Origin of the sequence: Pseudomonas sp. BP6, from assembly GCF_017875935.1 — a bacterium.
Classification (GTDB): Bacteria; Pseudomonadota; Gammaproteobacteria; order Pseudomonadales; family Pseudomonadaceae; genus Aquipseudomonas; species Aquipseudomonas putida_Y.
Map to the genome: position 1 here is coordinate 5,581,365 of NZ_JAGINI010000001.1, position 24,996 is coordinate 5,606,360.

Genomic DNA, 24,996 nt, shown 5'->3' on the forward strand with positions numbered 1-24,996 from the left:
GACCGCAAGCCTGTTCCGACGATGATCCTGAACGCCCCCTGCATCGCCGTTCTCCGTCCACTTATCCACAGGCTCTGTCATGCCCGATTACGTCAACTGGCTGCGTCATGCATCCCCCTATATCAATGCCCATCGCGACTGCACCTTCGTGGTCATGCTCCCTGGCGATGGGGTGGAACACCCTAATTTCGGCAACATCGTCCACGACCTGGTGCTGCTGCACAGCCTCGGCGTGCGGCTGGTGCTGGTGCATGGTTCGCGCCCGCAGATCGAAAGCCGGCTGGCCGATCGCGGCCTGACCCCGCACTACCACCGGGGCATGCGTATTACTGATGCGGCTACCCTGGATTGCGTGATCGATGCCGTCGGCGCCCTGCGCCTGGCCATTGAAGCGCGGCTGTCGATGGACATCGCCGCTTCGCCCATGCAGGGCTCGCGCCTGCGCGTGGCGTCCGGCAACCTGGTCACCGCGCGGCCGATCGGTGTGCTCGAAGGCGTGGACTACCACCACACTGGCGAAGTGCGCCGGGTCGACCGCAAGGGCATCAGCCGCCTGCTCGACGAGCGCTCCATCGTGCTGTTGTCGCCCTTGGGCTACTCGCCTACCGGGGAAATTTTCAACCTGGCCTGTGAAGACGTGGCTACCCGCGCGGCCATCGAACTGGGCGCCGACAAATTACTGCTGTTCGGCGCCGAGCCGGGCCTGCTGGACGCCGACGGTAGACTGGTGCGCGAACTGCGCCCGCAGCAGGTTACCCCGCATCTGCAGCGTCTTGGCAGCGACTACCAGGGCGAACTGCTGGATGCTGCGGCCGAGGCCTGCAAAGGCGGTGTGGCGCGCAGCCATATCGTCAGCTATGCCGAGGACGGCGCGCTGCTCACCGAGCTGTTCACCCGTGGCGGTGGCGGTACGCTGGTGTCGCAGGAACAGTTCGAAGTGGTGCGCGAGGCGACTATCGAGGATGTGGGTGGCTTGCTGGAGTTGATCAGCCCGCTGGAAGAGCAGGGCATCCTGGTGCGCCGTTCGCGCGAAGTGCTGGAGCGAGAGATCGAGCAGTTCAGCGTGGTCGAGCGCGAGGGCATGATTATCGCCTGTGCGGCGCTGTACCCGATTGCCGATTCCGAGGCCGGGGAGCTGGCTTGCCTGGCGGTGAACCCGGAGTACCGCCATGGCGGGCGTGGGGACGAGCTGCTGGAACGGATCGAGAGCCGGGCACGGCAGATGGGCTTGAGTACTTTGTTCGTGCTGACTACGCGCACGGCGCACTGGTTCCGCGAGCGCGGCTTTGCACCGAGTGGCGTGGAGCGGCTGCCGGCGGCGCGGGCTTCGCTGTACAACTACCAGCGCAATTCGAAGATTTTCGAGAAGCCCCTGTAAGCCTGGGCCGCCCTCTTCGCGGGCTCGCCCGCTCCCACAGGGTAATTTCGAGGGCTGAATCCTATGGCTTACCTGTGGGAGCGGGCGTGCCCGCGAAGCAGGCGACACCGGTCTCAAACAAAAAACGCCGCCCTTGAGGGGCGGCGTTTTCGTTTACACGGTATGCAGGTACCAGTTGTACTCGAGGTCGGAGATCGAGTGCTCGAACTCTTCCAGCTCGCTTTCCTTGCACGCGACAAAGATGTCGATGTACTTCGGATCGATGTACTTGTTCAGGATCTCGCTGTCGTCCAGCTCGCGCAGGGCATCGCGCAGGTTGTTCGGCAGGCTCTGCTCCAGCTGCTCGTACGAGTTGCCTTCGATCGGCTCGCCCGGCTCGACCTTGTTGGTCAGGCCGTGGTGCACGCCCGCCAGCACCGCAGCCATCATCAGGTACGGGTTGGCGTCGGCACCGGCCACGCGGTGCTCGATGCGCACGGCGTCCGCGGAGCCCGTTGGCACGCGCAGCGCCACGGTGCGGTTGTCCAGGCCCCAGCTCGGCGCGTTCGGCACGTAGAACTGCGCGCCAAAGCGGCGGTACGAGTTGACGTTCGGGCAAAGGAATGCCATGGACGCGGGCAGGGTCTCGAGCACACCGCCGACAGCGTGACGTAGCGCGGCGTTCTGCTCGGGATCCTCGCTGGTGAAGATGTTGTTGCCATCTTTGTCCAGCACGGAAATGTGCACGTGCAGGCCGTTGCCTGCCTGGCCCGGGTAGGGCTTGGCCATGAAGGTGGTGTCCATTTCATGGTCGTAGGCGATGTTCTTGATCAACCGCTTGAGCAGTACCGCGTAGTCGCAGGCCTTGAGCGGGTCGGCCACGTGGTGCAGGTTGACTTCGAACTGCGCCGGAGCGCTTTCCTTGACGATGGCGTCGGCCGGGATGCCTTGTTCTTTCGCGCCTTCGAGGATGTCCTGCAGGCAGTCGGCATACTCGTCGAGGTCGTCGATCAGGTACACCTGGGTCGACTGTGGGCGCTTGCCCGAAATTGGCGAGCGGGGTGGCTGCGGGCGGCCGTTCACGTTCTCCTGGTCGATCAGGTAGAACTCCAGTTCGAATGCGGCGCAGATAGTCAGGCCCAGTTCGTCGAACTTGGTCACCACCTGACGCAGCACTTCGCGCGGGTCGGCGAAGAACGGCTCGCCTTCCAGCTCGTGCATGGTCATCAGCAACTGGGCGGTGGGGCGTTTTTGCCACGGCTCGTTACAGAGCGTATCGGGAATGGGATAGCAGATGCGGTCAGCATCGCCGATGTCCAGGCCCAGCCCGGTGCTTTCGACGGTGGAGCCGTTGATGTCCAGGGCGAAGAGGGAAGCAGGCAGGTTGATGCCTTTCTCGTAAACCTTGTGGAGGCTGGTGCGCTCAATGCGCTTGCCACGCACCACACCATTCATATCTGCAATCAGAAGGTCAACGTAGAGAACCTCAGGATGTTCCTTAAGGAACGCGTTCGCTTCGTTAAGCTGAACGGCACGCGGGGGTACCGACATGATGCAACACCTTTGTTGTTAAAAATATCAATCAAGGGGGGCTTGCAAGACCAGTCAATCGAAAAGAGATACTGATGTCAAGCCAACCCCATGATGCCCTGAAATGGCACATCTACGGCAGATTTGCTGCATATCGGGGCAAACCATTATCCGCTATTTCCTGCGTAAAGGGCTATCTCCGGTACGCCGTGTTTTATTTTTTACGGAGGTGTTGTGTAAAAAAATGAACAAGGCTAAGCTCGGTCTCAACCCAGAACACAATAATACGAGGGTCACATGGTCCGCTTGCCGCGACCTGAAAGCACTGCCTGTGCAGTGCCATCGGGTACTTCCGTCGTTTTTGCAGGCTTCGTCAATGGCGTGGTCGCCCTGGCCGCAATAATTGACGTTTCGCGTTCCCGGACCGGTCCTCGCAGCGGCTTGCCGCCCTTCGCTTCGTCTTCCTGCCTTTTGAACTCATTACGGACACAGCTGATTTCAGTGTATCCACTGTGGCTCTGCGCGTGGGTTTTTGCTTTAGCAATCTACTCCATCCAGAATCAAGTCGTGGACCACCTTACCTCCTGAGGTATTTATGAGTAACAACCTCGACCAGCTCACCGATTGGTTGAAAGAGCACAAGATCACCGAAGTCGAATGCATGATCAGCGACCTGACCGGCATCACGCGCGGCAAGATTTCGCCAACCAACAAATTCATCGCCGAGAAAGGCATGCGGCTGCCCGAGAGCGTACTGCTGCAGACCGTGACCGGTGACTACGTCGACGACGACATCTATTACGAACTGCTCGACCCGGCAGACATCGACATGATCTGCCGCCCTGACGAGAACGCCGTGTTCCTCGTGCCGTGGGCCATCGAGCCGACCGCGCAGGTCATTCACGACACCTACGACAAGAAGGGCAACCCGGTCGAACTGTCGCCGCGCAACGTGCTGAAAAAAGTGCTCAAGCTTTACGCCGACAAGGGCTGGCAGCCGATCGTCGCCCCCGAGATGGAGTTCTATCTGACCAAGCGCAGCGAGGACCCGGACTTTCCGCTGCAGCCCCCGGTTGGCCGTTCCGGTCGCCCGGAAACCGGCCGTCAGTCGTTCTCGATCGAAGCGGCCAACGAATTCGACCCGCTGTTCGAAGACGTCTACGACTGGTGCGAGCTGCAGCAACTGGACCTCGACACGCTGATCCACGAAGACGGCACGGCGCAGATGGAAATCAACTTCCGTCACGGCGACGCCCTGCACCTGGCCGACCAGATCCTGGTGTTCAAGCGCACCATGCGCGAGGCGGCGCTCAAGCACAACGTGGCCGCCACCTTCATGGCCAAACCGATGACCGGCGAGCCGGGCAGTGCCATGCACCTTCACCAGAGCGTGGTCGACGTGGCGACCGGCAAGAACATCTTCAGCAATGAAGACGGCAGCATGAGCGAGCTGTTCCTCAACCACATTGGCGGCCTGCAGAAGTTCATCCCCGAGGCGTTGCCGCTGTTCGCGCCCAACGTCAACTCGTTCCGCCGCTTCCTGCCCGACACCTCGGCGCCGGTGAACGTGGAGTGGGGCGAAGAAAACCGCACCGTCGGCCTGCGCGTACCGGATGCCGGCCCGCAAAGCCGGCGCGTCGAAAACCGCCTGCCGGGCGCCGACGCCAACCCTTACCTGGCCATCGCCGCCAGCCTGCTGTGTGGCTACATCGGCATGGTCGAAGGTATCGAGGCCAGCGCGCCAGTGCAGGGCCGTGGTTACGAACGCCGCAACCTGCGCCTGCCCCTGACCATCGAAGACGCCCTGGAACGCATGGAAAACAGCCGTGCGCTGGTGCAGTACCTCGGCAAGAAATTCATTACCGGATATGTCGCCACCAAGCGCGCCGAGCACGAAAACTTCAAGCGCGTCATCAGTTCCTGGGAGCGTGAGTTCCTGCTGTTCGCTGTCTGATCAACCCTGGTGCCGCAGGAGCGCGGCGGTCCAATAACGGAGAAGCACATGAGCGTCAACAACCCGCAAACCCGTGAATGGCAAACCCTGAGCGGGGAGCATCACCTCGCACCCTTCAGTGACTACAAGCAACTGAAGGAGAAGGGGCCGCGCATCATCACCAAGGCCCAGGGTGTGCATTTGTGGGATAGCGAGGGGCACAAGATCCTCGACGGCATGGCCGGTCTATGGTGCGTGGCGGTCGGCTACGGCCGTGAAGAGCTGGTGCAGGCGGCAGAAAAACAGATGCGCGAGCTGCCGTACTACAACCTGTTCTTCCAGACCGCTCACCCACCTGCGCTCGAGCTGGCCAAGGCGATCACCGATGTGGCGCCGAAAGGTATGACCCATGTGTTCTTCACCGGCTCCGGCTCCGAAGGCAACGACACAGTGCTGCGCATGGTGCGTCACTACTGGGCGCTGAAGGGCAAACCGCACAAGCAGACCATCATCGGTCGTATCAACGGTTACCACGGCTCCACCTTCGCCGGTGCTTGCCTGGGTGGCATGAGCGGCATGCACGAGCAGGGTGGCTTGCCGATCCCGGGCATCGTACACATCCCTCAGCCTTACTGGTTCGGCGAGGGCGGCGACATGACCCCTGACGAATTCGGTGTATGGGCCGCCGAGCAGTTGGAGAAGAAGATCCTCGAAGTCGGCGAAGACAACGTCGCTGCCTTCATCGCCGAGCCGATCCAGGGCGCAGGTGGCGTGATCATACCGCCGGAAACCTACTGGCCGAAGGTGAAGGAGATCCTCGCCAAGTACGACATCCTGTTCGTCGCCGACGAGGTGATCTGCGGCTTCGGCCGTACCGGCGAGTGGTTCGGTTCGGACTATTACGACCTCAAGCCCGACCTGATGACCATCGCGAAAGGCCTGACCTCTGGTTACATCCCCATGGGCGGTGTGATCGTGCGTGACACCGTGGCCAAGGTGATCAGCGAAGGCGGCGACTTCAACCACGGTTTCACCTACTCCGGCCACCCCGTGGCGGCCGCGGTGGGCCTGGAAAACCTGCGCATCCTGCGTGACGAGAAAATTGTCGAGAAGGCGCGCACAGATGCGGCACCGTATTTGCAAAAGCGTTTGCGCGAGCTGCAGGACCATCCTCTGGTGGGTGAAGTGCGCGGCCTGGGCATGCTGGGTGCGATCGAGCTGGTCAAGGACAAGGCCACCCGCAGCCGTTACGAGGGCAAAGGCGTGGGCATGATCTGTCGCACCTTCTGCTTCGAGAACGGCCTGATCATGCGTGCGGTGGGTGACACCATGATCATCGCGCCGCCGCTGGTAATCAGCCATGCGGAGATCGACGAACTGGTGGAAAAGGCACGCAAGTGCCTGGATCTTACCCTTGAGGCGATTCGATAAGCGTTTGCTAGGCTAGCGTTGTGACATTAAGCCGTTACATGGCCCTGCTTTCCTTGATACAGGGCCTTGTAACTTGCCAGACTAGCGGCTGTTTCAGTCGCCGCACGCTCTGCACCGTGGGTTCTGGCTGCTGGACAGTTGCTAAATAAAAATTCTGGAGCATTACGCATGAATAAAATGGGCAAAACGTTGCTGGCCGCCGCCCTGATGGGCGCCATGGCCTCCGCTGTTCAGGCTGAAGACAAAGTGTTGAACGTCTATAACTGGTCGGACTACATCGCTCCGGACACCATCGCCAAGTTCGAGAAACAGACGGGTATCAAGGTCAAGTACGACGTCTTCGACAGCAACGAAACCCTGGAAGCCAAGCTGCTGGCAGGCAAGTCGGGCTATGACATCGTCGTGCCGTCGAACAACTTCCTGGCCAAGCAGATCAAGGCGGGTGTGTACGAGGAACTGGACCGTTCGAAACTGCCGAACTGGAAAAACCTCGACCCCGACCTGCTCAAGGCCGTTGGCGATGCCAGCGACAAGGGCAACAAGCATGCCTTCCCTTATATGTGGGGCTCGATCGGCATCGGCTACAACCCGGAGAAGGTCAAGGCTGCGCTGGGCGTGGACAAGATCGACTCGTGGGACGTGGTGTTCAAGCCTGAGAACATCGCCAAGCTCAAGAGCTGCGGCGTGAGCTTCCTCGACGCCCCGACCGAAATGCTCCCGGCTGCGCTGCACTACCTCGGCAAGCCGACCGACAGCACCAAGAAAGAAGACCTGAAGGCCGCCGAAGACCTGTTCCTCAAGATCCGTCCTTCGATTACCTACTTCCACTCGTCCAAGTACATTGGCGACATGGCCAACGGCAACATCTGTGTAGCCGTCGGTTACTCGGGTGACCTGGAGCAGTCCAAGGCCCGTGCCCATGAAGCGGGCGACAAGGTCAAAGTGGACTACGTCATTCCGAAGGAAGGTGCCGGTACCTTCTACGACATGGTCGCCATCCCGAAAGATGCCGAGCATAAAGACGCTGCCTACCAGTTCATGAACTTCCTGATGCAGCCGGAAATCATGGCTGAAATCACCAACGCCGTGCGCTTCCCGAACGGTAACGCTGCTGCTACCCAGTTCGTGGACAAAGACATCACCAGCGACCCGAGCATCTACCCGCCTGCCGAAGTGAAGAAGCAGCTGTACGCGATCGCTGCGCCTGACGCTTCTGTGCAGCGAGTGATCACCCGCAGCTGGACGAAGATCAAGTCGGGCAAGTAAGCCTGATGCGACAGCTCTGGGCCGGGTTTCCCGGCCCAGAGCCATAGAAAGGTAAATGATGATTGCGGCATCGAAGCTGCGAAGTTAAGTTGCGCGCCGGTTTTGCGTGTGCGGCAGCATTGTCGCTACCCAGGCACTGATTGTGAGGACCCCCACTTGTCTATTTCTGTATTCCGCAAGGCCTTGATGGCCGGCGCGGGCCTGACGCTGGCATGCAGCGTCCAAGCGGCGCCGACGGTGCACTTCTATAACTGGTCCGACTACATCGGCCCGACCACACTCGCGGACTTCGAGAGCGCCACGGGCATCAAGCCTGTGCAAGACGTGTTCGACTCCAATGAAACCCTGGAAGGCAAGCTGCTGGCCGGTAACACCGGTTATGACGTGGTGGTGCCGTCCAACCATTTCCTCGGCAAGCAGATCAAGGCGGGCGCGTTCCAGAAGCTCGACAAGAACCTGCTGCCCAATTATTCCAACCTCGACCCGGCATTGATGAAGCGCCTGGAAAAGAACGACCCGGGTAACCAGTACGCGGTGCCTTATCTGTGGGGCACCAACGGCATCGGTTACAACGTCGACAAGGTCAAGGCTGCGCTGGGCGTGGATACCATCGACTCCTGGGCCGTGCTGTTCGAGCCCGAAAACATGAAGAAGCTCTCCAAGTGCGGTGTGGCCTTCCTCGACTCGGCGGACGAAATGCTGCCAGCGGTGCTCAACTACATGGGCCTCAATCCGAACAGCACCGACCCCAAGGATTACGCCAAGGCCGAGCAGAAGCTGCTGGCGGTGCGCCCGTACGTGACCTACTTCCACTCGTCCAAGTACATCACCGACCTGGCCAACGGCGACATCTGCGTCGCGGCAGGTTTCTCGGGCGATGTGTTCCAGGCCAAGGCCCGCGCTGAAGAAGCGAAGAAGGGCGTGAACCTGGCCTACGCCATTCCCAAGGAAGGCGGCAACCTCTGGTTCGACGTGCTGGCGATCCCCAAGGACGCCAAGAACGTCAAAGAGGCGCATGCCTTCATCAACTATTTGCTGAAACCTGAGGTTATCGCCCAGGTCAGTGATTACGTCGGTTACGCCAACCCGAACCCCAAGGCTGGCGACCTGATGGACCAGGCCGTGAGGACTGACGCTGCGGTTTACCCACCGCAGGAAGTGCTGAACAAGATGTTCGTGAACTCAGAGTTGCCACCCAAGGTGCAACGGCTGATGACCCGTAGCTGGACCAAGGTCAAGTCGGGCAAGTAAAAAATCCAGACCCGCGGCGGCCTCTGCAGGTCTGGCCGCGCGGGCACAAAAATCTTGTTGGGAGTTTCACTCATGGCAGTTGCCTCCGGTGCCTATAAAAAAGCCCTCGAGGGTGACCAGCAACCCAAGCAGGTGCTGGTCAAGATCGACCGGGTCACGAAAAAGTTCGACGAAACGGTAGCCGTGGACGATGTGTCCCTGGAAATTCGCAAGGGTGAGATCTTCGCCTTGCTGGGTGGCTCCGGTTCCGGCAAGTCTACCTTGCTGCGCATGCTGGCCGGCTTCGAGCGCCCTAGCGAAGGTCGGATCTTCCTCGATGGCGTCGACATCACCGACATGCCGCCCTACGAGCGGCCGATCAACATGATGTTCCAGTCCTACGCACTGTTCCCGCACATGACCGTGGCACAGAACATCGCCTTCGGCCTGCAGCAGGACAAGCTGCCCAAGGCCGAGATCGATGCGCGCGTGGCCGAGATGCTCAAGCTGGTGCACATGACCCAGTACGCCAAGCGCAAGCCGCACCAGTTGTCGGGCGGCCAGCGTCAGCGTGTGGCGTTGGCCCGCTCGCTGGCCAAGCGCCCCAAGCTGTTGCTGCTCGACGAGCCAATGGGGGCACTGGACAAGAAACTGCGTTCGCAGATGCAGCTGGAGCTGGTCGAGATCATCGAGCGCGTGGGTGTGACCTGCGTGATGGTGACCCACGACCAGGAAGAGGCCATGACCATGGCCCAGCGCATCGCCATCATGCACCTGGGCTGGATCGCCCAGATCGGCTCGCCAGTGGACATCTACGAGACACCTACCAGCCGCCTGGTGTGCGAGTTCATCGGTAACGTCAACCTGTTCGAAGGTGACGTGGTCGATGACGCCGAAGGCTACGCGATCATTGCCAGCCCGGAGCTGGAGCGCAAGATCTACGTGGGCCACGGCATCACCACTTCGGTTGAAGACAAGCACATCACCTACGCCCTGCGCCCGGAGAAACTGCTGGTAACCACCAAGCAGCCCGAGTTCGAGCACAACTGGTCGCGCGGCAAGGTGCACGATATCGCCTACCTGGGTGGCCACTCTGTGTTCTATGTGGAACTGCCGAGCGGCAAGGTCGTCCAGTCGTTCGTCGCCAACGCCGAGCGCCAGGGTGCCCGTCCTACCTGGGGCGATGAAGTGTACGTATGGTGGGAAGACGATAGCGGCGTGGTACTGCGGTCATGAAACTGCGCAAGCTCAAGCGAGCCTTCCAGCGTCTGGTCCCGGAGGGGCGGCATCTGGTGATCGGCGTGCCGTTCATCTGGCTGTTCCTGTTCTTCATGCTGCCGTTCTTCATCGTCCTGAAGATCAGTTTTGCCGAAGCTGATGTGGCAATTCCGCCGTATACCGAGATCTACACCTACGTCGAAGACAAGGTCCAACTGGTCCTCAACCTGGCCAACTACGGGCTGTTGACCGAGGATGATCTGTACCTTGCGGCCTACCTGGGTTCGTTGAAGATGGCCTTCTTCAGCACCCTGCTGTGCCTGCTGATCGGCTTCCCGATGGCCTACTCCATTGCCAATGCCAAGAAGGAGACCCAGACGGTCCTGCTGTTGCTGATCATGATGCCCACCTGGACCGCGATCCTGATCCGCGTCTATGCCTGGATGGGTATCCTCAGCAACAACGGCCTGCTCAACGGTTTCCTGCTGTGGACCGGGTTGATCGACCAGCCGTTGCAGATCCTCAACACCAACCTGGCGGTATACATCGGCGTGGTCTATTCGTACCTGCCGTTCATGATCCTGCCGTTGTTCGCCAACCTGGTGAAGCATGACCCGAGCCTGCTCGAAGCTGCATCCGACCTGGGTTCGAGCACCTTCAACAGCTTCTGGAAGATCACGGTACCGCTGTCGAAAAACGGCATCATCGCCGGCTGCATGCTGGTGTTCATTCCGGTGGTGGGCGAGTTCGTGATCCCGGAACTGCTGGGCGGTCCGGAAACCCTGATGATCGGTAAAGTGCTGTGGCAGGAGTTCTTCAACAACCGTGACTGGCCGGTGGCATCTGCCCTGGCGGTGGTAATGCTGGCGATCCTGATCGTGCCGATCCTGCTGTTCAACCGTAGCCAGGCCAAAGAGATGGAGGGCCGCGCATGAAACGCTTCAGTTTCTCCAAGCTGATGCTGGTGCTCGGCTTGCTGTTCATCTACCTGCCGATGCTGATCCTGGTGATCTACTCGTTCAACGCCTCCAAGCTGGTGACGGTGTGGGGGGGCTGGTCGATCAAGTGGTACGTCGGCCTGCTCGACAACACCCAGCTGATGGGTTCGGTGATGCGCTCGCTGGAAATCGCCTGCTATACGGCGGTGGCAGCGGTGGCGCTGGGTACCCTGGCAGCCTTCGTGCTGACCCGTGTCACCCGCTTCAAGGGCCGCACGCTGTTCGGTGGCCTGGTCACTGCGCCGCTGGTAATGCCCGAAGTGATCACCGGTCTGTCGCTGTTGCTGCTGTTCGTGGCCATGGCGCAGTCGATCGGCTGGCCCCAGGAGCGTGGTGTCGTCACCATCTGGATTGCCCACACCACGTTCTGTGCGGCCTATGTGGCGGTGGTGGTGTCGGCTCGCCTGCGTGAACTGGACCTGTCGATCGAAGAAGCGGCGATGGACCTGGGTGCCAAGCCGTGGAAGGTGTTCTTCCTGATCACCATCCCGATGATCGCGCCGTCGCTGGCGGCGGGCGGCATGATGTCGTTCGCCCTGTCGCTGGACGATCTGGTACTGGCCAGCTTCGTGTCCGGTCCGGGTTCTACCACCTTGCCAATGGAAGTGTTCTCGGCGGTGCGCCTGGGTGTGAAACCGGAGATCAACGCCGTGGCCAGCCTGATTTTGCTGTCGGTATCGCTGGTGACCTTCTTCGTCTGGTACTTCAGCCGCCAGGCCGAAGAGCGTCGTCGCAAGGCGATTCAGCAGGCGATCGAAGAGGGGGCTGCGGCCAACGCTTCTCAGCCGCAGGTCAAGCGCCCGGCGCAGGTGGCTGCGTCGGCCTGACCCGGCCCTTTCGCGGGCACGCCCGCTCCCACAGGGACCTCACAGCCTTCAGGGTTGTGCTGACCCCTGTGGGGTAGGGGTATCAGAGTTTTCAAGGTTGTGGTGAGCCCTGTGGGAGCGGGCATGCCCGCGAAGGCTCCAGCACTGATTCAAAGCCATACCGCATCCCAATGTGGATAGTCCCTGATACTTCTGACCAATCCAGCTCTCAAGGGATTGGCAACAATGTACCGGGCGACATGAACCACACGCTCTTCCCGCCGCAGCGCATGGTCCTGGTAGCCCGGTTGCCATATCGGCTTGTGCCCGACACCGGCCTTGCGCAAGGCAATCGCTGTGCGTGATTTGAACTTGCGCATCAGCGTTCCTAATGTCACTTCTTTCAGCTCAATCAGCCAATGAAGATGGTCCGGCATCACTACCCAGGCCAACGATTGGCAATCCTGAATGTCATTGGAGACCCGAAGGTGTTTGACCACTAGACGGGCGTGGTGGAAGTTCTTGAACAGTGGTTTGCGTTGATGCGTGATGGTGGTCAGCATGTAGAGCCTGCCAGGCTCGGAGAAGCGCCCACGGCGCAGTCGGTGGGATTCGGCTAACGGCATATTGATCTTCCTTGAAGTTGAACCTCCCTGTGAAAGGTAGCGGTTGGAGCGGGGGTGGCAGATGACTGATGGTTTCTGGATATGGCAGACACTGATACATGGCTGTGGGGCCTCTTCGCGGGCACGCCCGCTCCCACAGATACCGCGCAAGTCTCAAATAGAGCGCTCTCTCTGTGGGAGCGGGCGAGCCCGCGAAGAGGCCCCCACAGCCACCAGAAATGCCAGCATGGCCACCGCCAGTGATGTTTATCGAACCCTGAACTACGCTCACAGTCGCATCCCACAAATCATTTGTGCGCAAGCAAGGAGCCAGCATGGCGTTGATGCCTCCGCTGTCGGTCGTCTGTCTGGGGTTGTTGTACATGCTCACCGGCTGTAGCAAGGAAGAGGTCCCCGAGACACTGCCTCGGGTGGGTGTGCAGCAGGTACAACCCACCGATTTCGCTGCCAGGGTCACCCTGACCGGCGACGTACAGGCGCGGGTGCAGACCGATTTGTCATTCCGCGTCGGCGGCAAGATCATTTCGCGTAGCGTCGACGTGGGCGATCACGTGAAGGCCAACCAGGTGCTGGCCCGGCTCGACCCGAAAGACCTGCAGAACAATGTCGACTCGGCCAAGGCCGAAGTGTTCGCCGCGCAGGCGCGGGTCACCCAGACCAGCGCAGCCTTCGTGCGCCAGCAAAAACTGCTGCCCAAGGGCTACACCAGCCAGAGCGAATACGATGCTGCCGAGGCCGCGCTGCGCAGCAACCAGAGCGCGCTCAAGGCCGCCCAGGCGCAACTGGCCAATGCCAACGAGCAACTCAGCTACACCGCACTGGTCTCCGAGGCTGCCGGGGTAATCACCGAGCGCCAGGCCGAGGTTGGCCAGGTGGTGCAGGCGACCATGCCGATCTTCAGCCTGGCCGTCGATGGCGACCGCGATGCGGTGTTCAACGTTTATGAATCCTTGTTGGTGGCACCGCCCAGCGATGCCGGGGTAGTCGTGAGCCTGCTGGACGATCCCAAGGTCCAGGCCCGTGGCTTCGTGCGAGAAATCACCCCCACCGTGTCCGCGCAAAGCGGCACCGTGCAGGTCAAGGTGGGGCTCAAGGACGTGCCGCCCGGGATGCAGTTGGGGGCACCGGTTACTGCCACCACCAATGCCCAGGGCCGGCCCAGCGTCGAGCTGCCTTGGTCGGCGCTGACCAAGGCCCTGCATGAGCCTGCCGTGTGGGTGGTGGGCGAGGGCGACAAGGTGGAATTGCGCAAAGTCGAGATCCGCCGTTACCTCACCGGCAAGATCGTGATCGCCAGCGGCCTGAAAGGCGGTGAGACCGTGGTGGTCAACGGTGGCCAGTTGCTGCACCCCGGCATGCAGGTGCAGAAAGTCGACGCCAAGGCCCCAGGGGGTGAGCTATGAAGCGTCTGCTGCTGATGCTGTCGGCCGGTGTGCTGCTGGTTGGTTGCAGTAGCGAAGAAGAGGCACCAGAGGCGATCCGGCCAGTGCTGTCGGTCAAGGTGGAACCTCAGGTGCAGTCGCAGCTGGGGCGCTTCGCCGGCAGTATCCAGGCGCGCTTCGAAAGCACTTTGGGCTTCCGGGTTTCCGGGCGTATTGCCCGGCGCTGGCTGGACGTCGGGGCCCAGGTGAAACCGGGCGACACCTTGGCCACCCTGGACCCGACCGACCAGCAAAACCAGCTGCGCGCTGCCGAAGGCGATCTGGCCAAGGTGCAGGCACAGTGGATCAACGCCCAGGCCGATGCCCGTCGCCAGCAGCAGTTGTATGACCGTGGGGTTGGCGCCCAGGCACAGCTGGATATCGCCCAGACCAACCTGAAAACCACCAGCGCAGCGTTGGAGCAGGCGCGCTCCGCTGTCAGCCAGGCCCGTGACCAGCTCGACTACAGCACCCTGCGTTCCGACCACGCTGCCGTGATTACCGCGTGGCAGGCCGAAGCCGGGCAAACTGTAACCGCTGGTCAAGCCGTGGTGACCCTGGCCCGGCCGGACGTGAAGGAAGCAGTCATCGACCTGCCGATCGATCTGGCCGAGCAGTTGAGCAAAGACCTGACCTTCACTGTTGCCTCGCAACTGGACCCGACCATCAACACCACAGCGAGCCTGCGCGAACTGGAGCCCCAGGCTGATGCCACCACCCGTACCCGCCGTGCTCGCCTGACCCTGACCAGCACACCGGCGGCCTTCCACCTCGGCACCTCCATCAGTGTGACCCTTAGCTCGGAAGTGTCCCCACGCAGCGAACTGCCCTTGAGTGCCTTGCTTGAGCGTGACGGCAAGACCCAGGTGTGGGTGATCGATACGCAGCACAAGACCGTGGCCACCCGTGACGTGGCGCTGATCGACCGCACCGCTGACAGCATCGTACTGAGCTCCGGCGTGCAGCCCGGTGAACGCGTGGTCACCGCCGGCGTCAACAGCCTCAAGCCTGGCCAGAAGGTCACCTTCGACGAGGATGCGCAATGAAAGGAAGCTTCAACCTGTCCGACTGGGCACTCAAGCATCAATCGTTCGTCTGGTACCTGATGTTCGTTAGCCTGTTGATGGGGATTTTTTCCTACTTCAACCTGGGCCGCGAGGAAGACCCGTCGTTCACCATCAAGACCATGGTCATCCAGACCCGCTGGCCCGGTGCGACCCAGGACGAAACCCTGTACCAGGTTACCGACCGCATCGAGAAGAAGCTCGAAGAACTCGACTCGCTCGACTACACCAAAAGCTACACCCGCCCCGGCGAGTCCACGGTCTACGTGTACCTTCGCGATACCACCAAGGCCAAGGACATTCCGGATATCTGGTACCAGGTGCGCAAGAAGATCCAGGATATTCGTGGCGAATTTCCCGCCGGTATTCAGGGGCCGGGCTTCAACGACGAATTCGGTGATGTATTCGGCTCGATCTATGCCTTTACCGCTGACGGCCTGACCCTGCGCCAACTGCGGGACTACGTGGAACAGGCACGGGCCGAGGTCCGCGATGTACCCAACATCGGCAAGATCGAGCTGGTCGGCACTCAGGACGAAGTGCTGTACCTGAATTTCTCCACCCGCAAGCTGGCAGCCCTGGGCATTGATCAGCGCCAGGTGATGCAGGCACTTCAAGCGCAGAATGCGGTGACGCCGGCCGGCATGATCGAGGCCGGCCCGGAGCGCATCTCGGTGCGTACGTCCGGGCAGTTTGCCTCGGAAAAAGACCTGCAAACCGTCAATTTGAGGATCAACGACCGCTTCTTCCGCCTGGCCGATATCGCCGACATCGAGCGCGGCTACGTCGACCCGCCTTCGCCAATGTTCCGTTACAACGGCCAGACAGCCATTGGCCTCGCCATCGGCATGAAGGCCGGCGGTAACATCCAAGTGTTCGGTGCGGCGTTGAAAAAGCGCATGGACCAGGTGGTCCAGGACCTGCCGGTGGGTGTCGGTGTACACACCGTTTCTGACCAGGCCGTGGTGGTCAAGCAGGCGGTCGGCGGTTTCACCAGCGCGTTGTTCGAGGCGGTGGTGATCGTGCTGGCCGTGAGTTTTGTCAGTCTTGGCGTGCGCGCCGGGCTGGTGGTGGCCTGCTCGATCCCGCTGGTGCTGGCCATGGTGTTCGTGTTCATGGAGTACAGCGGCATCACCATGCAGCGGATTTCGCTGGGCGCGCTGATCATTGCGCTTGGCCTGCTGGTGGACGATGCGATGATTACCGTGGAGGTAATGGTCACGCGGCTGGAGATGGGCGAAAGCAAGGAGCAGGCGGCGACGTTCGCCTACACCTCCACAGCCTTCCCCATGCTTACCGGCACCTTGGTGACCGTGGCCGGGTTCGTGCCTATCGGCCTCAACGCCAGCTCTGCGGGTGAATACACGTTCACCCTGTTCGCGGTGATCGCCGTGGCCCTGATCGTGTCGTGGGTGGTGGCGGTTTTCTTCGCGCCGGTGCTTGGGGTGCATATTCTCAAAAGCGACAAGCTCAAGGCCCACGAGGCTGAGCCTGGCCGGGTCGGGCGGGCATTTGAAGGCGGGTTGCTGTGGTGCATGCGCAACCGCTGGTTGACCATCATCGGCACTGTGGTGCTGTTCGCCCTGTCGATCTTCTGCATGCGTTTTGTGCAGAACCAGTTTTTCCCGTCCTCGGACCGCCCGGAAATTCTCGTCGACCTCAACCTGCCGCAGAACGCTTCGATCGAGGAGACGCGCAAGGTGGTCGACCGCTTCGAGGCGCGGATCAAGGACGACCCGGACCTGGTGCACTGGAGTACCTACATTGGCCAAGGCGCGATCCGCTTCTACCTGCCCCTCGATCAGCAGTTGCAGAACCCGTACTACGCGCAGCTGGTGATTGTCAGCAAGGGCTTCGAAGAGCGTCAGGCCTTGATGGACCGCCTGCAGAAGATCCTGCATGAAGAATTCGTCGGTGTCGGCACCAACGTGCAATCGCTGGAGATGGGCCCGCCAGTGGGCCGGCCGATCCAGTACCGGGTCAGCGGTGCCGACATCGACCAAGTACGCAAACACGCCATTGAGCTGGCCACCTTGCTCGACCAGAACGAGCACATCGGCGAGATGATCTACGACTGGAACGAGCCGGGTAAGGTGCTGCGCGTGGAAATTGCACAGGACAAGGCACGCCAGCTGGGCCTGTCGTCCGAAGATGTTGCCAATGTGATGAACAGCATCGTCAGTGGCGTGCAGATCACCCAGGTCAACGACAACATCTACCTGGTCGATGTGGTCGCCCGCGCCGAAGACAGCGAGCGTGGCTCGCCTGATACTCTGCAGAACCTGCAAATTCTTACCCCTAACGGCACCTCGATCCCACTGCTGTCGTTCGCCACCGTGCGCTACGAGCTGGAGCAGCCACTGGTATGGCGACGCGACCGCAAGCCAACCATCACCATCAAGGCCTCGGTCAACGGCGACATCCAGCCCACCGACCTGGTGGCCCAGTTGAAGCCGAAAATTGACGAGTTCGCCAGCAAGCTGCCGGTCGGTTACGAAGTGGCCACGGGTGGTACGGTTGAAGAAAGCAGCAAGGCCCAGGGGCCGATCGCCAAGGTCATCCCACTGATGCTGTTCCTGATGGCGACCTTCCTGATGATCCAGTTGCACAGCGTGCAGAAGCTGTTCCTGGTGGTCAGCGTGGCGCCGCTGGGCCTGATTGGTGTAGTGCTGGCGTTGGTGCCCACGGGGACGCCGATGGGCTTCGTGGCGATCCTCGGCATCCTTGCGCTGGCGGGCATCATCATTCGTAACTCGGTGATTCTGGTGACCCAGATAGACGAGTTCGAAGCCCACGGCCTGTCGCCGTGGAATGCGGTGGTGGAGGCCACCAACCACCGGCGCCGGCCGATCCTGCTGACGGCGGCGGCGGCGAGCCTGGGCATGATCCCGATTGCCCGCGAGGTTTTCTGGGGCCCCATGGCCTACGCCATGATTGGCGGGATCATCGTGGCGACCTTGCTGACGCTGCTGTTCCTGCCGGCGCTGTACGTGGCCTGGTACAAGATTCGCGAGCCGCAGAAACACTCCTGAAGGCCCATATGGCCCCTTGTAGGAGCGGGTTTACCCGCGAATGCGATGGTGCATCGACTACCGCATTCGCGGGTAAACCCGCTCCTACAAGGGGATGTGTGCTTTAAAAAGGTTATATAAAAATTCTTAAACAGTATTTTTAAGAATAACTGCGCCTCACTACTATTGCCCTCAAGCCAGGCGCAACCCCCCTTCAAACCTCTGCCCGGCGCCCTCACTCCAAGGAGAACGAGCATGAGTGCATCTCTGCGCAGCATCGACGGCCAGGACGAAGCCACCCTCTTGCGTGAAATTCAGAGCGCCTTGCGCGACCTGCGTTTCGGTGCGGTGGAGATCACCGTGCACAACGCTCAGGTTGTGCAGATCGAGCGCAAGGAGAAGTTCCGCCTGCAACAGCCCGGCAACAAGCCCGGCTGATCTGCGGTGCAACATCCAAAACTGGAAAAATGCCAATCGGGAGCTTCACCATGTCCATCCGCCGTTATGCGCTCGCCGCCCTGGCCAGCGCTGTTTTTGCCGGTTCCGCCATCGCCAAGGACTACGAACTGCTCAACGTGTCCTACGACCCGACCCGTGAGCTTTACCAGCAGTACAACGCCGAGTTCATCAAACACTGGCAACAGGCCCACCCGGGTGACAAGGTGAAAATCCAGCAATCCCATGGGGGGTCGGGCAAGCAGGCCCGTGCGGTGATCGACGGCCTGCGCGCCGACGTGGTGACCCTGGCCCTGGCCGGTGACATCGACGAAGTGGCCAAGCTTGGCAAGACCTTGCCCGAGAACTGGCAGACCCGCCTGCCTGACGCCAGCACCCCGTACACCTCGACCATCGTGTTCCTGGTGCGCAAGGGCAACCCGAAAGGCATCAAGGACTGGGGCGACCTGATCAAGAAGGACGTCTCGGTCATCACCCCGAACCCGAAAACCTCTGGCGGTGCGCGCTGGAACTTCCTCGCGGCGTGGGCCTACGGCCTGAAGGCCGGCGGTAGCGAAGAGAAGGCCAAGGCCTATGTGCAGGAGTTGTTCAAGCATGTACCGGTGCTGGATACCGGCGCCCGTGGTTCGACCATCACCTTCGTCAACAATGGCCAGGGCGACGTGTTGCTGGCCTGGGAAAACGAGGCCTTCCTGGCCCTGAAGGAAGACGGTGGTGCCGACAAGTTCGACATTGTCGTGCCGTCGCTGTCGATCCTGGCCGAGCCGCCAGTGGCCGTGGTCGACAAGAACGCCGAGCGCAAGGGCAATACCGAGATTGCCACCGAATACCTCAAGCACCTGTACAGCCCGGCCGGGCAGAAAATTGCCGCCGAGAACTTCTACCGCCCGCGTGACGAGAAAGTCGCTGCGGAGTTCGGCAAGCAGTTCCCGAAACTGGACCTGGTGACCATCGACAAGGACTTTGGTGGGTGGAAGGCTGCACAACCGAAATTCTTCAATGATGGCGGTGTGTTCGACCAGATCTATCAGGCACAGTAAGGGCCAAAGGAAAGCGGAGCCGCGTTGCGGCCCATTCGTGGCACAAGGTCGCCTCCACAAGGAACCATGATCCCCTGTGGGAGCGGCCTTGTGTCGCGAATGGGCTGCCAAGCAGCCCCAGCATTCAAAAGCTTGCACCGGCCCGGGATTGTTTCCGGGCTGAGTGCGTTCAACCAGGGATATTTATGTCGCGTCGTATCTCCCCCGTCATACCCGGCTTCGGGCTGACGCTGGGCTACACCTTGGTGTACCTCAGCCTGATCGTGCTGATACCGCTGGCGGCCATGTTCATTCATGCCTCGCAGCTGACCTTCGAGCAGTTCTGGAACATCATCAGTGCGCCGCGGGTGATCGCCGCGCTCAAGCTGAGTTTCGGCACCGCCCTGTTCGCCGCCATCATCAACGGTGTGATCGGTACCCTGCTGGCCTGGGTGCTGGTGCGCTACACCTTCCCCGGACGCAAGATCATCGATGCCATGATCGACCTGCCGTTCGCCTTGCCCACCGCGGTTGCCGGTATCGCCCTGACGGCCCTGTACGCGCCGCAGGGCTGGGTCGGCCAGTTCGCCACCGACCTGGGCTTCAAGATCGCCTACACCCCGCTGGGCATCACCCTGGCACTGACCTTCGTGACCTTGCCGTTCGTGGTGCGCACGGTGCAGCCGGTACTGGCTGACATCCCGCGTGAAGTGGAAGAGGCTGCAGCCTGCCTGGGGGCCAAACCACTGCAGGTGTTCCGCCACATCCTGGCACCGGCCCTGCTGCCGGCATGGCTCACCGGCTTCGCCCTGGCCTTCGCCCGTGGCGTAGGCGAGTACGGTTCGGTGATCTTCATTGCCGGCAACATGCCGATGAAGACCGAGATCCTGCCGCTGCTGATCATGGTCAAGCTCGACCAGTACGACTACACCGGCGCGACCGCCATCGGCGTGCTGATGCTGGTGGTTTCCTTCATCCTGCTGCTGCTGATCAACCTGCTGCAGCGCCGCATCGAAACCCCTTGAAGGAGGCCGGCATGTCCAGTTCATCCCTGAGTGCAAGTGCCGCAGCCAACGCCGCCCGCCGTGGCAGTGCCACGGCGCGGCGTATCCTGATCGGCCTTGGCTGGCTGGTCTTCACCCTGTTCCTGCTGCTGCCGCTGGTGATCGTGGTATCCCAGGCGCTGAAGAACGGTTTTGGCACCTTCTTCGAGGCGATTTTCGAACCCGATGCGTTGTCGGCGCTGAAGCTAACCCTGCTCGCCGTGGTTATCTCGGTGCCGCTCAACCTGGTATTTGGCGTGAGCGCCGCCTGGTGCGTGAGCAAGTACACCTTCCGTGGCAAGAGCATCCTGGTCACCCTGATCGACCTGCCGTTCTCGGTCTCGCCCGTGATCGCCGGCTTGGTCTACGTGCTGATGTTCGGCGCACAAGGCCTGTTCGGGCCGTGGCTGCAGGACCACGATATCCAGATCGTGTTCGCCCTGCCGGGCATTGTCCTGGCGACCATTTTCGTTACCGTACCATTCGTGGCCCGTGAGCTGATCCCGCTGATGCAGGAGCAGGGCACGCAAGAGGAGGAGGCTGCACGGCTGCTCGGTGCCAACGGCTGGCAGATGTTCTGGCACGTCACCCTGCCGAACATCAAATGGGGCCTGATTTATGGCGTGGTGCTGTGTACCGCGAGGGCCATGGGCGAATTCGGCGCGGTGTCGGTGGTGTCGGGCCATATCCGTGGCGTGACCAACACCTTGCCGCTGCATGTGGAGATCCTCTACAACGAGTACAACCACGTCGCGGCCTTCAGCGTGGCCAGCCTGTTGCTGATCCTGGCGCTCTTCATCCTGCTGCTCAAGCAGTGGAGCGAGAACCGTATTAACCGCCTGCGCCACAGCGCCGCGGAGGAATGATTCATGTCGATCGAAGTTCGTAACGTCAGCAAGCGCTTCAACAGTTTCCAGGCCCTGAACGCTATCAACCTGGACATCAACAGCGGCGAGCTGGTGGCTTTGCTCGGCCCGTCCGGCTGCGGCAAGACCACCCTGCTGCGCATCATTGCCGGCCTGGAAACCCCGGACCAAGGCAACATCGTGTTCCATGGCGAGGACGTTTCCGGCCATGACGTGCGTGACCGTAACGTCGGGTTCGTGTTCCAGCACTACGCGCTGTTCCGCCACATGAGCGTGTTCGACAACGTCGCCTTCGGCCTGCGCATGAAGCCCAAGGGCGAGCGCCCGAGTGAGAGCAAGATTGCCGAGAAGGTGCATGAGTTGCTGAATATGGTGCAACTGGACTGGTTGTCCGACCGCTATCCCGAGCAGCTTTCCGGTGGACAGCGTCAGCGTATCGCCCTGGCCCGCGCCCTGGCGGTGGAGCCGAAGGTACTGCTGCTGGACGAGCCATTCGGTGCGCTGGATGCCAAGGTGCGCAAGGAGTTGCGTCGCTGGCTGGCGCGGCTGCACGAGGATATCAACCTGACGTCGGTGTTCGTTACCCACGACCAGGAAGAAGCCATGGAAGTAGCCGACCGCATCGTGGTGATGAACAAGGGCGTGATCGAGCAGATCGGCTCGCCAGGTGAGGTATACGATCAGCCGGCCAATGATTTCGTCTACCACTTCCTCGGTGACTCCAACCGCCTGGCCTTGAGCGAAGGGCATCACGTGCTGTTTCGCCCGCACGAGGTGTCGCTGTCGCGGCACGAGACCGAAGGACACCATGCGGCCGAGGTGCGCGACATTCGGCCGTTGGGCGCAACCACGCGGGTGACCTTGAAGGTGGAAGGGCAGAGCGAGCTGATCGAGGCCGAGGTGGTGAAAGACCATGACAGCCTGACCGGGTTGGCGCGGGGGGAAACGTTATTCTTCCGGCCGAAGGTGTGGCAGAAGGTGGCGGATATCTGAGTCGCACAAGGATAAGAGAACCCGGGCATGGTCCCGGGTTTTTTTACCTGAAAGGTGGATGGGGCGGTTATGCAGGCCTTTACGCGAGAGCGACTGCAGTGTGTTGTTTATTCTATTAAGGAATTATCAAATATTTTCTTATTCCTTTACGTATATGTCGCCTTCCCTATACTTGTCTCCAAGCACGCAAACTTACTGGAGGCGTCCCCATGCGCAATGACTCGATTCGCTACCTGATTGTGCCGGGCTGGCAAGGGTCGCCAGACAACCATTGGCAGAGTCACTGGCAACGCACCCTGCCCAACAGTGCACGGGTCGAACAGGAAGACTGGCTTACCCCGCAGCGGCAGGACTGGGTGCACGCGCTGGAGCAGGCGATTGCCGCCGAGCGCTCGCCGGTGATCTTGATTGCCCACAGCCTCGGTTGCATCACTGTCGCCCATTGGGCTGCGCAGGCAAGCCCGGCCTTGCTACGGCAGGTGCGTGGTGCACTGCTGGTGGCGCCGGCAGATGTCGAACGGCCCACCTGCGCGCCAGTGCTGCGCAACTTTGCGCCGATCCCTACCGAGGTGCTGCCGTTTCCCAACCAGGTCGTCAGCTCGGACAACGACCCGGCCGTGAGCGTGCCGAGGGCGCTGTACCTGGCCCAGGCATGGGGCGCCGAAGCAGGGTTGCTGAGCAATGCCGGGCACATCAACGTCAAGTCCGGTCATGAGCGCTGGGAACAAGGCTTCGCCTACCTGTATCGCTTGCAGAGCCGGATCGAGCAGCGCGCACTGCTCCGCGCCTGATCGCCCTCACTGTTCACCCTTTGCCTGACGCCTGGCCATTACGGGCCTGGGGCGGGAGTTCGTCATGACGTTTCAAAACCCGTTCGGCCAGCCGCTGCTGACCTTCCCCGAGCTGGACAAGAGCCCGCTGAGCATTCGTGCCAAGGCGCTGGTGTTCATCGACCCGCGCTCGCAGCGGCTGCGCGAGGACCTTGAGCGCCTGGCGCCACAACCTTTGCCGGTGCTGATCCGTGGCGAGACCGGTACCGGCAAGGAGCTGCTGGCCCGGCAGATCCACCGTGCCAGCGACCGGGGTGGGTTGTTCGTGTCGGTCAACTGCGCGGCCATCAGCCCCACCTACGCCGATGCCGAGCTATTTGGCTATAGCGCCGGTAGCCATGGCGGTACGGCCAGCAGCCGCGCCGGCTGGTTCGGTTCGGCCAGCGGCGGCACCTTGTACCTGGACGAGATTGCCGACTTGCCGCTGGCCATCCAGGGCAAGCTGCTGGCGGCTCTGGAAAACCGCGAGGTCACTCGGGTGGGTGCGCAGCAGCCACAGCCGGTGGATGTGCGCCTGGTCGCCGCCACCAGCATCGACCTGGCGCGTGTGGTACGTGCAGGGCGCTTCAACGAGCGCCTGTACCAGTATCTGCGCGAGGGCGCGCTGGAGCTGCCGCCGCTGCGCGAGCGACCGGGCGATATCCTGCCGCTGGCCGAGTACTTCGTGGGCATCTACAGCGTGCGCCTGCAGCGGCCTGTGCCCTTGGTGAGCGAGGCGGCGCAGCAGGTGCTGGAGGCACATTTCTGGCCCGGTAATACCCGCGAGCTGGAGAACGTCATCCACTTTGCCTTGCTGGTCAATGACGGCGAAGAGATCCTGCCAGAGGATCTCGACCTGCCCGACCCCGCGCGTTAGGCATCGCTCATGGGGAGAGCGGCTGATGCCATTATGTTTTTGGAATAAGCAGCTAAGTAAAAGATATTGTTGCGGAATAAAAAATTTGGGTATCGTCCGCCTCAAGCCCACTGGTGACCGGTTGGGCACCCGACTCGCCATCGTCGATGGCCCAGATTCAGAACAAGGACCACCATGAAGAAGACCCTGCTGACCACTGCCCTGGCTGCTGCCCTGTCGTTCTCCGGCCTGGCCGCTGCTGCCGAGAAACTGGTGGTTGCCGCTACCCCGGTACCGCACGCCGAAATTCTCGAACTGATCAAGCCGACCCTGGCAAAAGAAGGCGTGGACCTTCAGATCAAGGTCTTCACCGATTACGTACAGCCGAACGTGCAGGTTGACCAGAAGCGTCTGGATGCCAACTACTTCCAGACCCTGCCGTACCTGCAGAACTTCAACGAAGGCAAGGGCACCCACCTGGAAACCGTGGTGGGTGTACACGTAGAGCCCTTCGGTGGTTACTCGAAGAAGGTCAAGGCCCTGAGCGAGCTGAAAGAAGGCGCAACCGTTGCCATCCCTAACGAAGGCAGCAACAGCGGCCGCGCCCTGCTGCTGCTGCAGAAGGCCGGCCTGATTACCCTGAAAGACCCGAAGAATGCCCTGGCCACCCCCAAGGACATCGCCGAGAACCCGAAGAAGCTGAAGTTCCGCGAGCTTGAGTCGGCCATGCTGCCCCGTGTGCTGGACCAGGTCGACCTGGACATGATCAACACCAACTATGCCCTCGAAGCTGGACTGAACCCGGCTAAAGATGCGCTGGTGATCGAAGGTTCCGATTCGCCCTACGTGAACTTCCTGGTGGCCCGCCCGGACAACAAGGACAGCGAGGCCATCCAGAAACTGGCCAAGGCCCTGACCAGCCCGGAAGTCAAGGCATTCATTGCCAAGAAGTACCAAGGTGCCGTACTGCCGGCGTTCTGATTTCGCTAGCAACGCCCGGTATGTGCCAACGCCGACACCTTTGTGTCGGCGTTTTTTTTCAGCCCTGCCCGCACAGCACCCT

Annotated in this window: 21 protein-coding genes; 19 read left to right on the forward strand and 2 right to left on the reverse strand. The window is 61.2% G+C overall.

From position 1 onward, the window contains the following. Positions 1–79: 79 nt before the first annotated feature. Entirely contained in the window at positions 80–1,378 is a 1,299-nt protein-coding gene (gene argA / locus J3A98_RS25355; RefSeq protein WP_176682814.1) for an amino-acid N-acetyltransferase, read from the forward strand. Positions 1,379–1,531: 153 nt separating this feature from the next. Here the strand turns inward: argA and J3A98_RS25360 are convergent, their stop codons facing one another. Beyond that, positions 1,532–2,908, reverse strand: coding sequence for a glutamine synthetase family protein (locus J3A98_RS25360; RefSeq protein ID WP_021783548.1), 1,377 nt, complete (start codon positions 2,906–2,908; stop codon positions 1,532–1,534). Positions 2,909–3,482: 574 nt separating this feature from the next. On the opposite strand from J3A98_RS25360, the gene J3A98_RS25365 reads away from it, so the two are divergent. From J3A98_RS25365 to J3A98_RS25395, 7 genes are all read left to right on the forward strand, one after another. Then, a complete protein-coding gene (locus J3A98_RS25365) occupies positions 3,483–4,841 on the forward strand; it encodes a glutamine synthetase family protein (protein WP_003253727.1) in 1,359 nt (452 codons plus the stop codon). A 48-nt stretch (positions 4,842–4,889) separates the two neighbouring features. Then, entirely contained in the window at positions 4,890–6,251 is a 1,362-nt protein-coding gene (locus tag J3A98_RS25370) for an aspartate aminotransferase family protein (protein WP_209969262.1), read from the forward strand. Positions 6,252–6,419: 168 nt separating this feature from the next. Beyond that, positions 6,420–7,517 (forward strand): polyamine ABC transporter substrate-binding protein, encoded by a 1,098-nt coding sequence (locus J3A98_RS25375; protein WP_209969265.1) that lies wholly within the window; start codon positions 6,420–6,422, stop codon positions 7,515–7,517. Positions 7,518–7,673: 156 nt separating this feature from the next. Beyond that, positions 7,674–8,768: a polyamine ABC transporter substrate-binding protein gene (locus J3A98_RS25380; protein WP_209969268.1), complete on the forward strand. Its 1,095-nt coding sequence runs from the start codon at positions 7,674–7,676 to the stop codon at positions 8,766–8,768. Positions 8,769–8,840: 72 nt separating this feature from the next. Beyond that, the gene (potA, locus tag J3A98_RS25385; RefSeq protein WP_021783552.1) at positions 8,841–9,983 is read left to right on the forward strand and encodes a polyamine ABC transporter ATP-binding protein; all 1,143 of its coding nucleotides are present in this window, start codon (positions 8,841–8,843) and stop codon (positions 9,981–9,983) included. Next, a complete protein-coding gene (locus J3A98_RS25390) occupies positions 9,980–10,900 on the forward strand; it encodes an ABC transporter permease subunit (RefSeq protein ID WP_176682810.1) in 921 nt (306 codons plus the stop codon). The genes potA and J3A98_RS25390 overlap by 4 nt, the downstream gene beginning before the upstream one ends. Further along, on the forward strand, positions 10,897–11,790 hold the full coding sequence (locus J3A98_RS25395) for an ABC transporter permease subunit (protein WP_209969271.1): 894 nt from the start codon (positions 10,897–10,899) through the stop codon (positions 11,788–11,790). The genes J3A98_RS25390 and J3A98_RS25395 overlap by 4 nt, the downstream gene beginning before the upstream one ends. Before the next feature lie 149 nt (positions 11,791–11,939). On the opposite strand, the gene J3A98_RS25400 is transcribed toward J3A98_RS25395, so the two are convergent. Further along, positions 11,940–12,395 (reverse strand): transposase, encoded by a 456-nt coding sequence (locus J3A98_RS25400; RefSeq protein WP_209969275.1) that lies wholly within the window; start codon positions 12,393–12,395, stop codon positions 11,940–11,942. A 314-nt stretch (positions 12,396–12,709) separates the two neighbouring features. On the opposite strand from J3A98_RS25400, the gene J3A98_RS25405 reads away from it, so the two are divergent. From J3A98_RS25405 to J3A98_RS25455, 11 genes are all read left to right on the forward strand, one after another. After that, complete coding sequence (locus tag J3A98_RS25405; protein ID WP_209969279.1) at positions 12,710–13,798, forward strand: efflux RND transporter periplasmic adaptor subunit; 1,089 nt, start codon at positions 12,710–12,712, stop codon at positions 13,796–13,798. After that, positions 13,795–14,862, forward strand: coding sequence for an efflux RND transporter periplasmic adaptor subunit (locus J3A98_RS25410; RefSeq protein WP_209969282.1), 1,068 nt, complete (start codon positions 13,795–13,797; stop codon positions 14,860–14,862). The genes J3A98_RS25405 and J3A98_RS25410 overlap by 4 nt, the downstream gene beginning before the upstream one ends. Further along, positions 14,859–17,912, forward strand: coding sequence for an efflux RND transporter permease subunit (locus J3A98_RS25415; protein ID WP_209969284.1), 3,054 nt, complete (start codon positions 14,859–14,861; stop codon positions 17,910–17,912). Before J3A98_RS25410 ends, J3A98_RS25415 begins: the two co-directional genes overlap by 4 nt. A gap of 234 nt (positions 17,913–18,146) precedes the next feature. Beyond that, entirely contained in the window at positions 18,147–18,329 is a 183-nt protein-coding gene (gene oscA / locus J3A98_RS25420; protein WP_021783559.1) for a sulfur starvation response protein OscA, read from the forward strand. Between the two features lie 50 nt (positions 18,330–18,379). Then, the gene (locus J3A98_RS25425; RefSeq protein ID WP_101196385.1) at positions 18,380–19,387 is read left to right on the forward strand and encodes a sulfate ABC transporter substrate-binding protein; all 1,008 of its coding nucleotides are present in this window, start codon (positions 18,380–18,382) and stop codon (positions 19,385–19,387) included. Between the two features lie 185 nt (positions 19,388–19,572). After that, positions 19,573–20,391 (forward strand): sulfate ABC transporter permease subunit CysT, encoded by an 819-nt coding sequence (gene cysT, locus J3A98_RS25430; protein WP_010955699.1) that lies wholly within the window; start codon positions 19,573–19,575, stop codon positions 20,389–20,391. A gap of 11 nt (positions 20,392–20,402) precedes the next feature. Next, positions 20,403–21,275, forward strand: a complete 873-nt coding sequence (cysW, locus tag J3A98_RS25435; protein ID WP_176682804.1) for a sulfate ABC transporter permease subunit CysW — start codon at positions 20,403–20,405, stop codon at positions 21,273–21,275. Between the two features lie 3 nt (positions 21,276–21,278). Further along, positions 21,279–22,268, forward strand: coding sequence for a sulfate ABC transporter ATP-binding protein (locus J3A98_RS25440; protein ID WP_003248965.1), 990 nt, complete (start codon positions 21,279–21,281; stop codon positions 22,266–22,268). 209 nt (positions 22,269–22,477) lie between these two features. Continuing rightward, positions 22,478–23,059 (forward strand): alpha/beta hydrolase, encoded by a 582-nt coding sequence (locus J3A98_RS25445; protein WP_209969288.1) that lies wholly within the window; start codon positions 22,478–22,480, stop codon positions 23,057–23,059. Between the two features lie 64 nt (positions 23,060–23,123). Beyond that, the gene (locus J3A98_RS25450) at positions 23,124–23,954 is read left to right on the forward strand and encodes a sigma 54-interacting transcriptional regulator (RefSeq protein WP_209969291.1); all 831 of its coding nucleotides are present in this window, start codon (positions 23,124–23,126) and stop codon (positions 23,952–23,954) included. Positions 23,955–24,128: 174 nt separating this feature from the next. Continuing rightward, complete coding sequence (locus tag J3A98_RS25455) at positions 24,129–24,914, forward strand: MetQ/NlpA family ABC transporter substrate-binding protein (protein ID WP_021783565.1); 786 nt, start codon at positions 24,129–24,131, stop codon at positions 24,912–24,914. The last annotated feature ends 82 nt before the right edge of the window (positions 24,915–24,996 follow it).

Coding starts and splice junctions, on each gene's coding strand:
- J3A98_RS25410 (WP_209969282.1), top strand. CDS start 13,795: ATGAAGCGTCTGCTGCTGATGCTGTCGGCCGGTGTGCTGCTGGTTGGT.
- J3A98_RS25360 (WP_021783548.1), bottom strand. CDS start 2,908: ATGTCGGTACCCCCGCGTGCCGTTCAGCTTAACGAAGCGAACGCGTTC.
- cysT (WP_010955699.1), top strand. CDS start 19,573: ATGTCGCGTCGTATCTCCCCCGTCATACCCGGCTTCGGGCTGACGCTG.
- J3A98_RS25365 (WP_003253727.1), top strand. CDS start 3,483: ATGAGTAACAACCTCGACCAGCTCACCGATTGGTTGAAAGAGCACAAG.
- J3A98_RS25455 (WP_021783565.1), top strand. CDS start 24,129: ATGAAGAAGACCCTGCTGACCACTGCCCTGGCTGCTGCCCTGTCGTTC.
- argA (WP_176682814.1), top strand. CDS start 80: ATGCCCGATTACGTCAACTGGCTGCGTCATGCATCCCCCTATATCAAT.
- J3A98_RS25400 (WP_209969275.1), bottom strand. CDS start 12,395: ATGCCGTTAGCCGAATCCCACCGACTGCGCCGTGGGCGCTTCTCCGAG.
- oscA (WP_021783559.1), top strand. CDS start 18,147: ATGAGTGCATCTCTGCGCAGCATCGACGGCCAGGACGAAGCCACCCTC.
- J3A98_RS25370 (WP_209969262.1), top strand. CDS start 4,890: ATGAGCGTCAACAACCCGCAAACCCGTGAATGGCAAACCCTGAGCGGG.
- J3A98_RS25375 (WP_209969265.1), top strand. CDS start 6,420: ATGAATAAAATGGGCAAAACGTTGCTGGCCGCCGCCCTGATGGGCGCC.
- potA (WP_021783552.1), top strand. CDS start 8,841: ATGGCAGTTGCCTCCGGTGCCTATAAAAAAGCCCTCGAGGGTGACCAG.
- J3A98_RS25390 (WP_176682810.1), top strand. CDS start 9,980: ATGAAACTGCGCAAGCTCAAGCGAGCCTTCCAGCGTCTGGTCCCGGAG.
- J3A98_RS25425 (WP_101196385.1), top strand. CDS start 18,380: ATGTCCATCCGCCGTTATGCGCTCGCCGCCCTGGCCAGCGCTGTTTTT.
- J3A98_RS25415 (WP_209969284.1), top strand. CDS start 14,859: ATGAAAGGAAGCTTCAACCTGTCCGACTGGGCACTCAAGCATCAATCG.
- J3A98_RS25450 (WP_209969291.1), top strand. CDS start 23,124: ATGACGTTTCAAAACCCGTTCGGCCAGCCGCTGCTGACCTTCCCCGAG.
- J3A98_RS25405 (WP_209969279.1), top strand. CDS start 12,710: ATGGCGTTGATGCCTCCGCTGTCGGTCGTCTGTCTGGGGTTGTTGTAC.
- J3A98_RS25440 (WP_003248965.1), top strand. CDS start 21,279: ATGTCGATCGAAGTTCGTAACGTCAGCAAGCGCTTCAACAGTTTCCAG.
- J3A98_RS25445 (WP_209969288.1), top strand. CDS start 22,478: ATGCGCAATGACTCGATTCGCTACCTGATTGTGCCGGGCTGGCAAGGG.
- cysW (WP_176682804.1), top strand. CDS start 20,403: ATGTCCAGTTCATCCCTGAGTGCAAGTGCCGCAGCCAACGCCGCCCGC.
- J3A98_RS25395 (WP_209969271.1), top strand. CDS start 10,897: ATGAAACGCTTCAGTTTCTCCAAGCTGATGCTGGTGCTCGGCTTGCTG.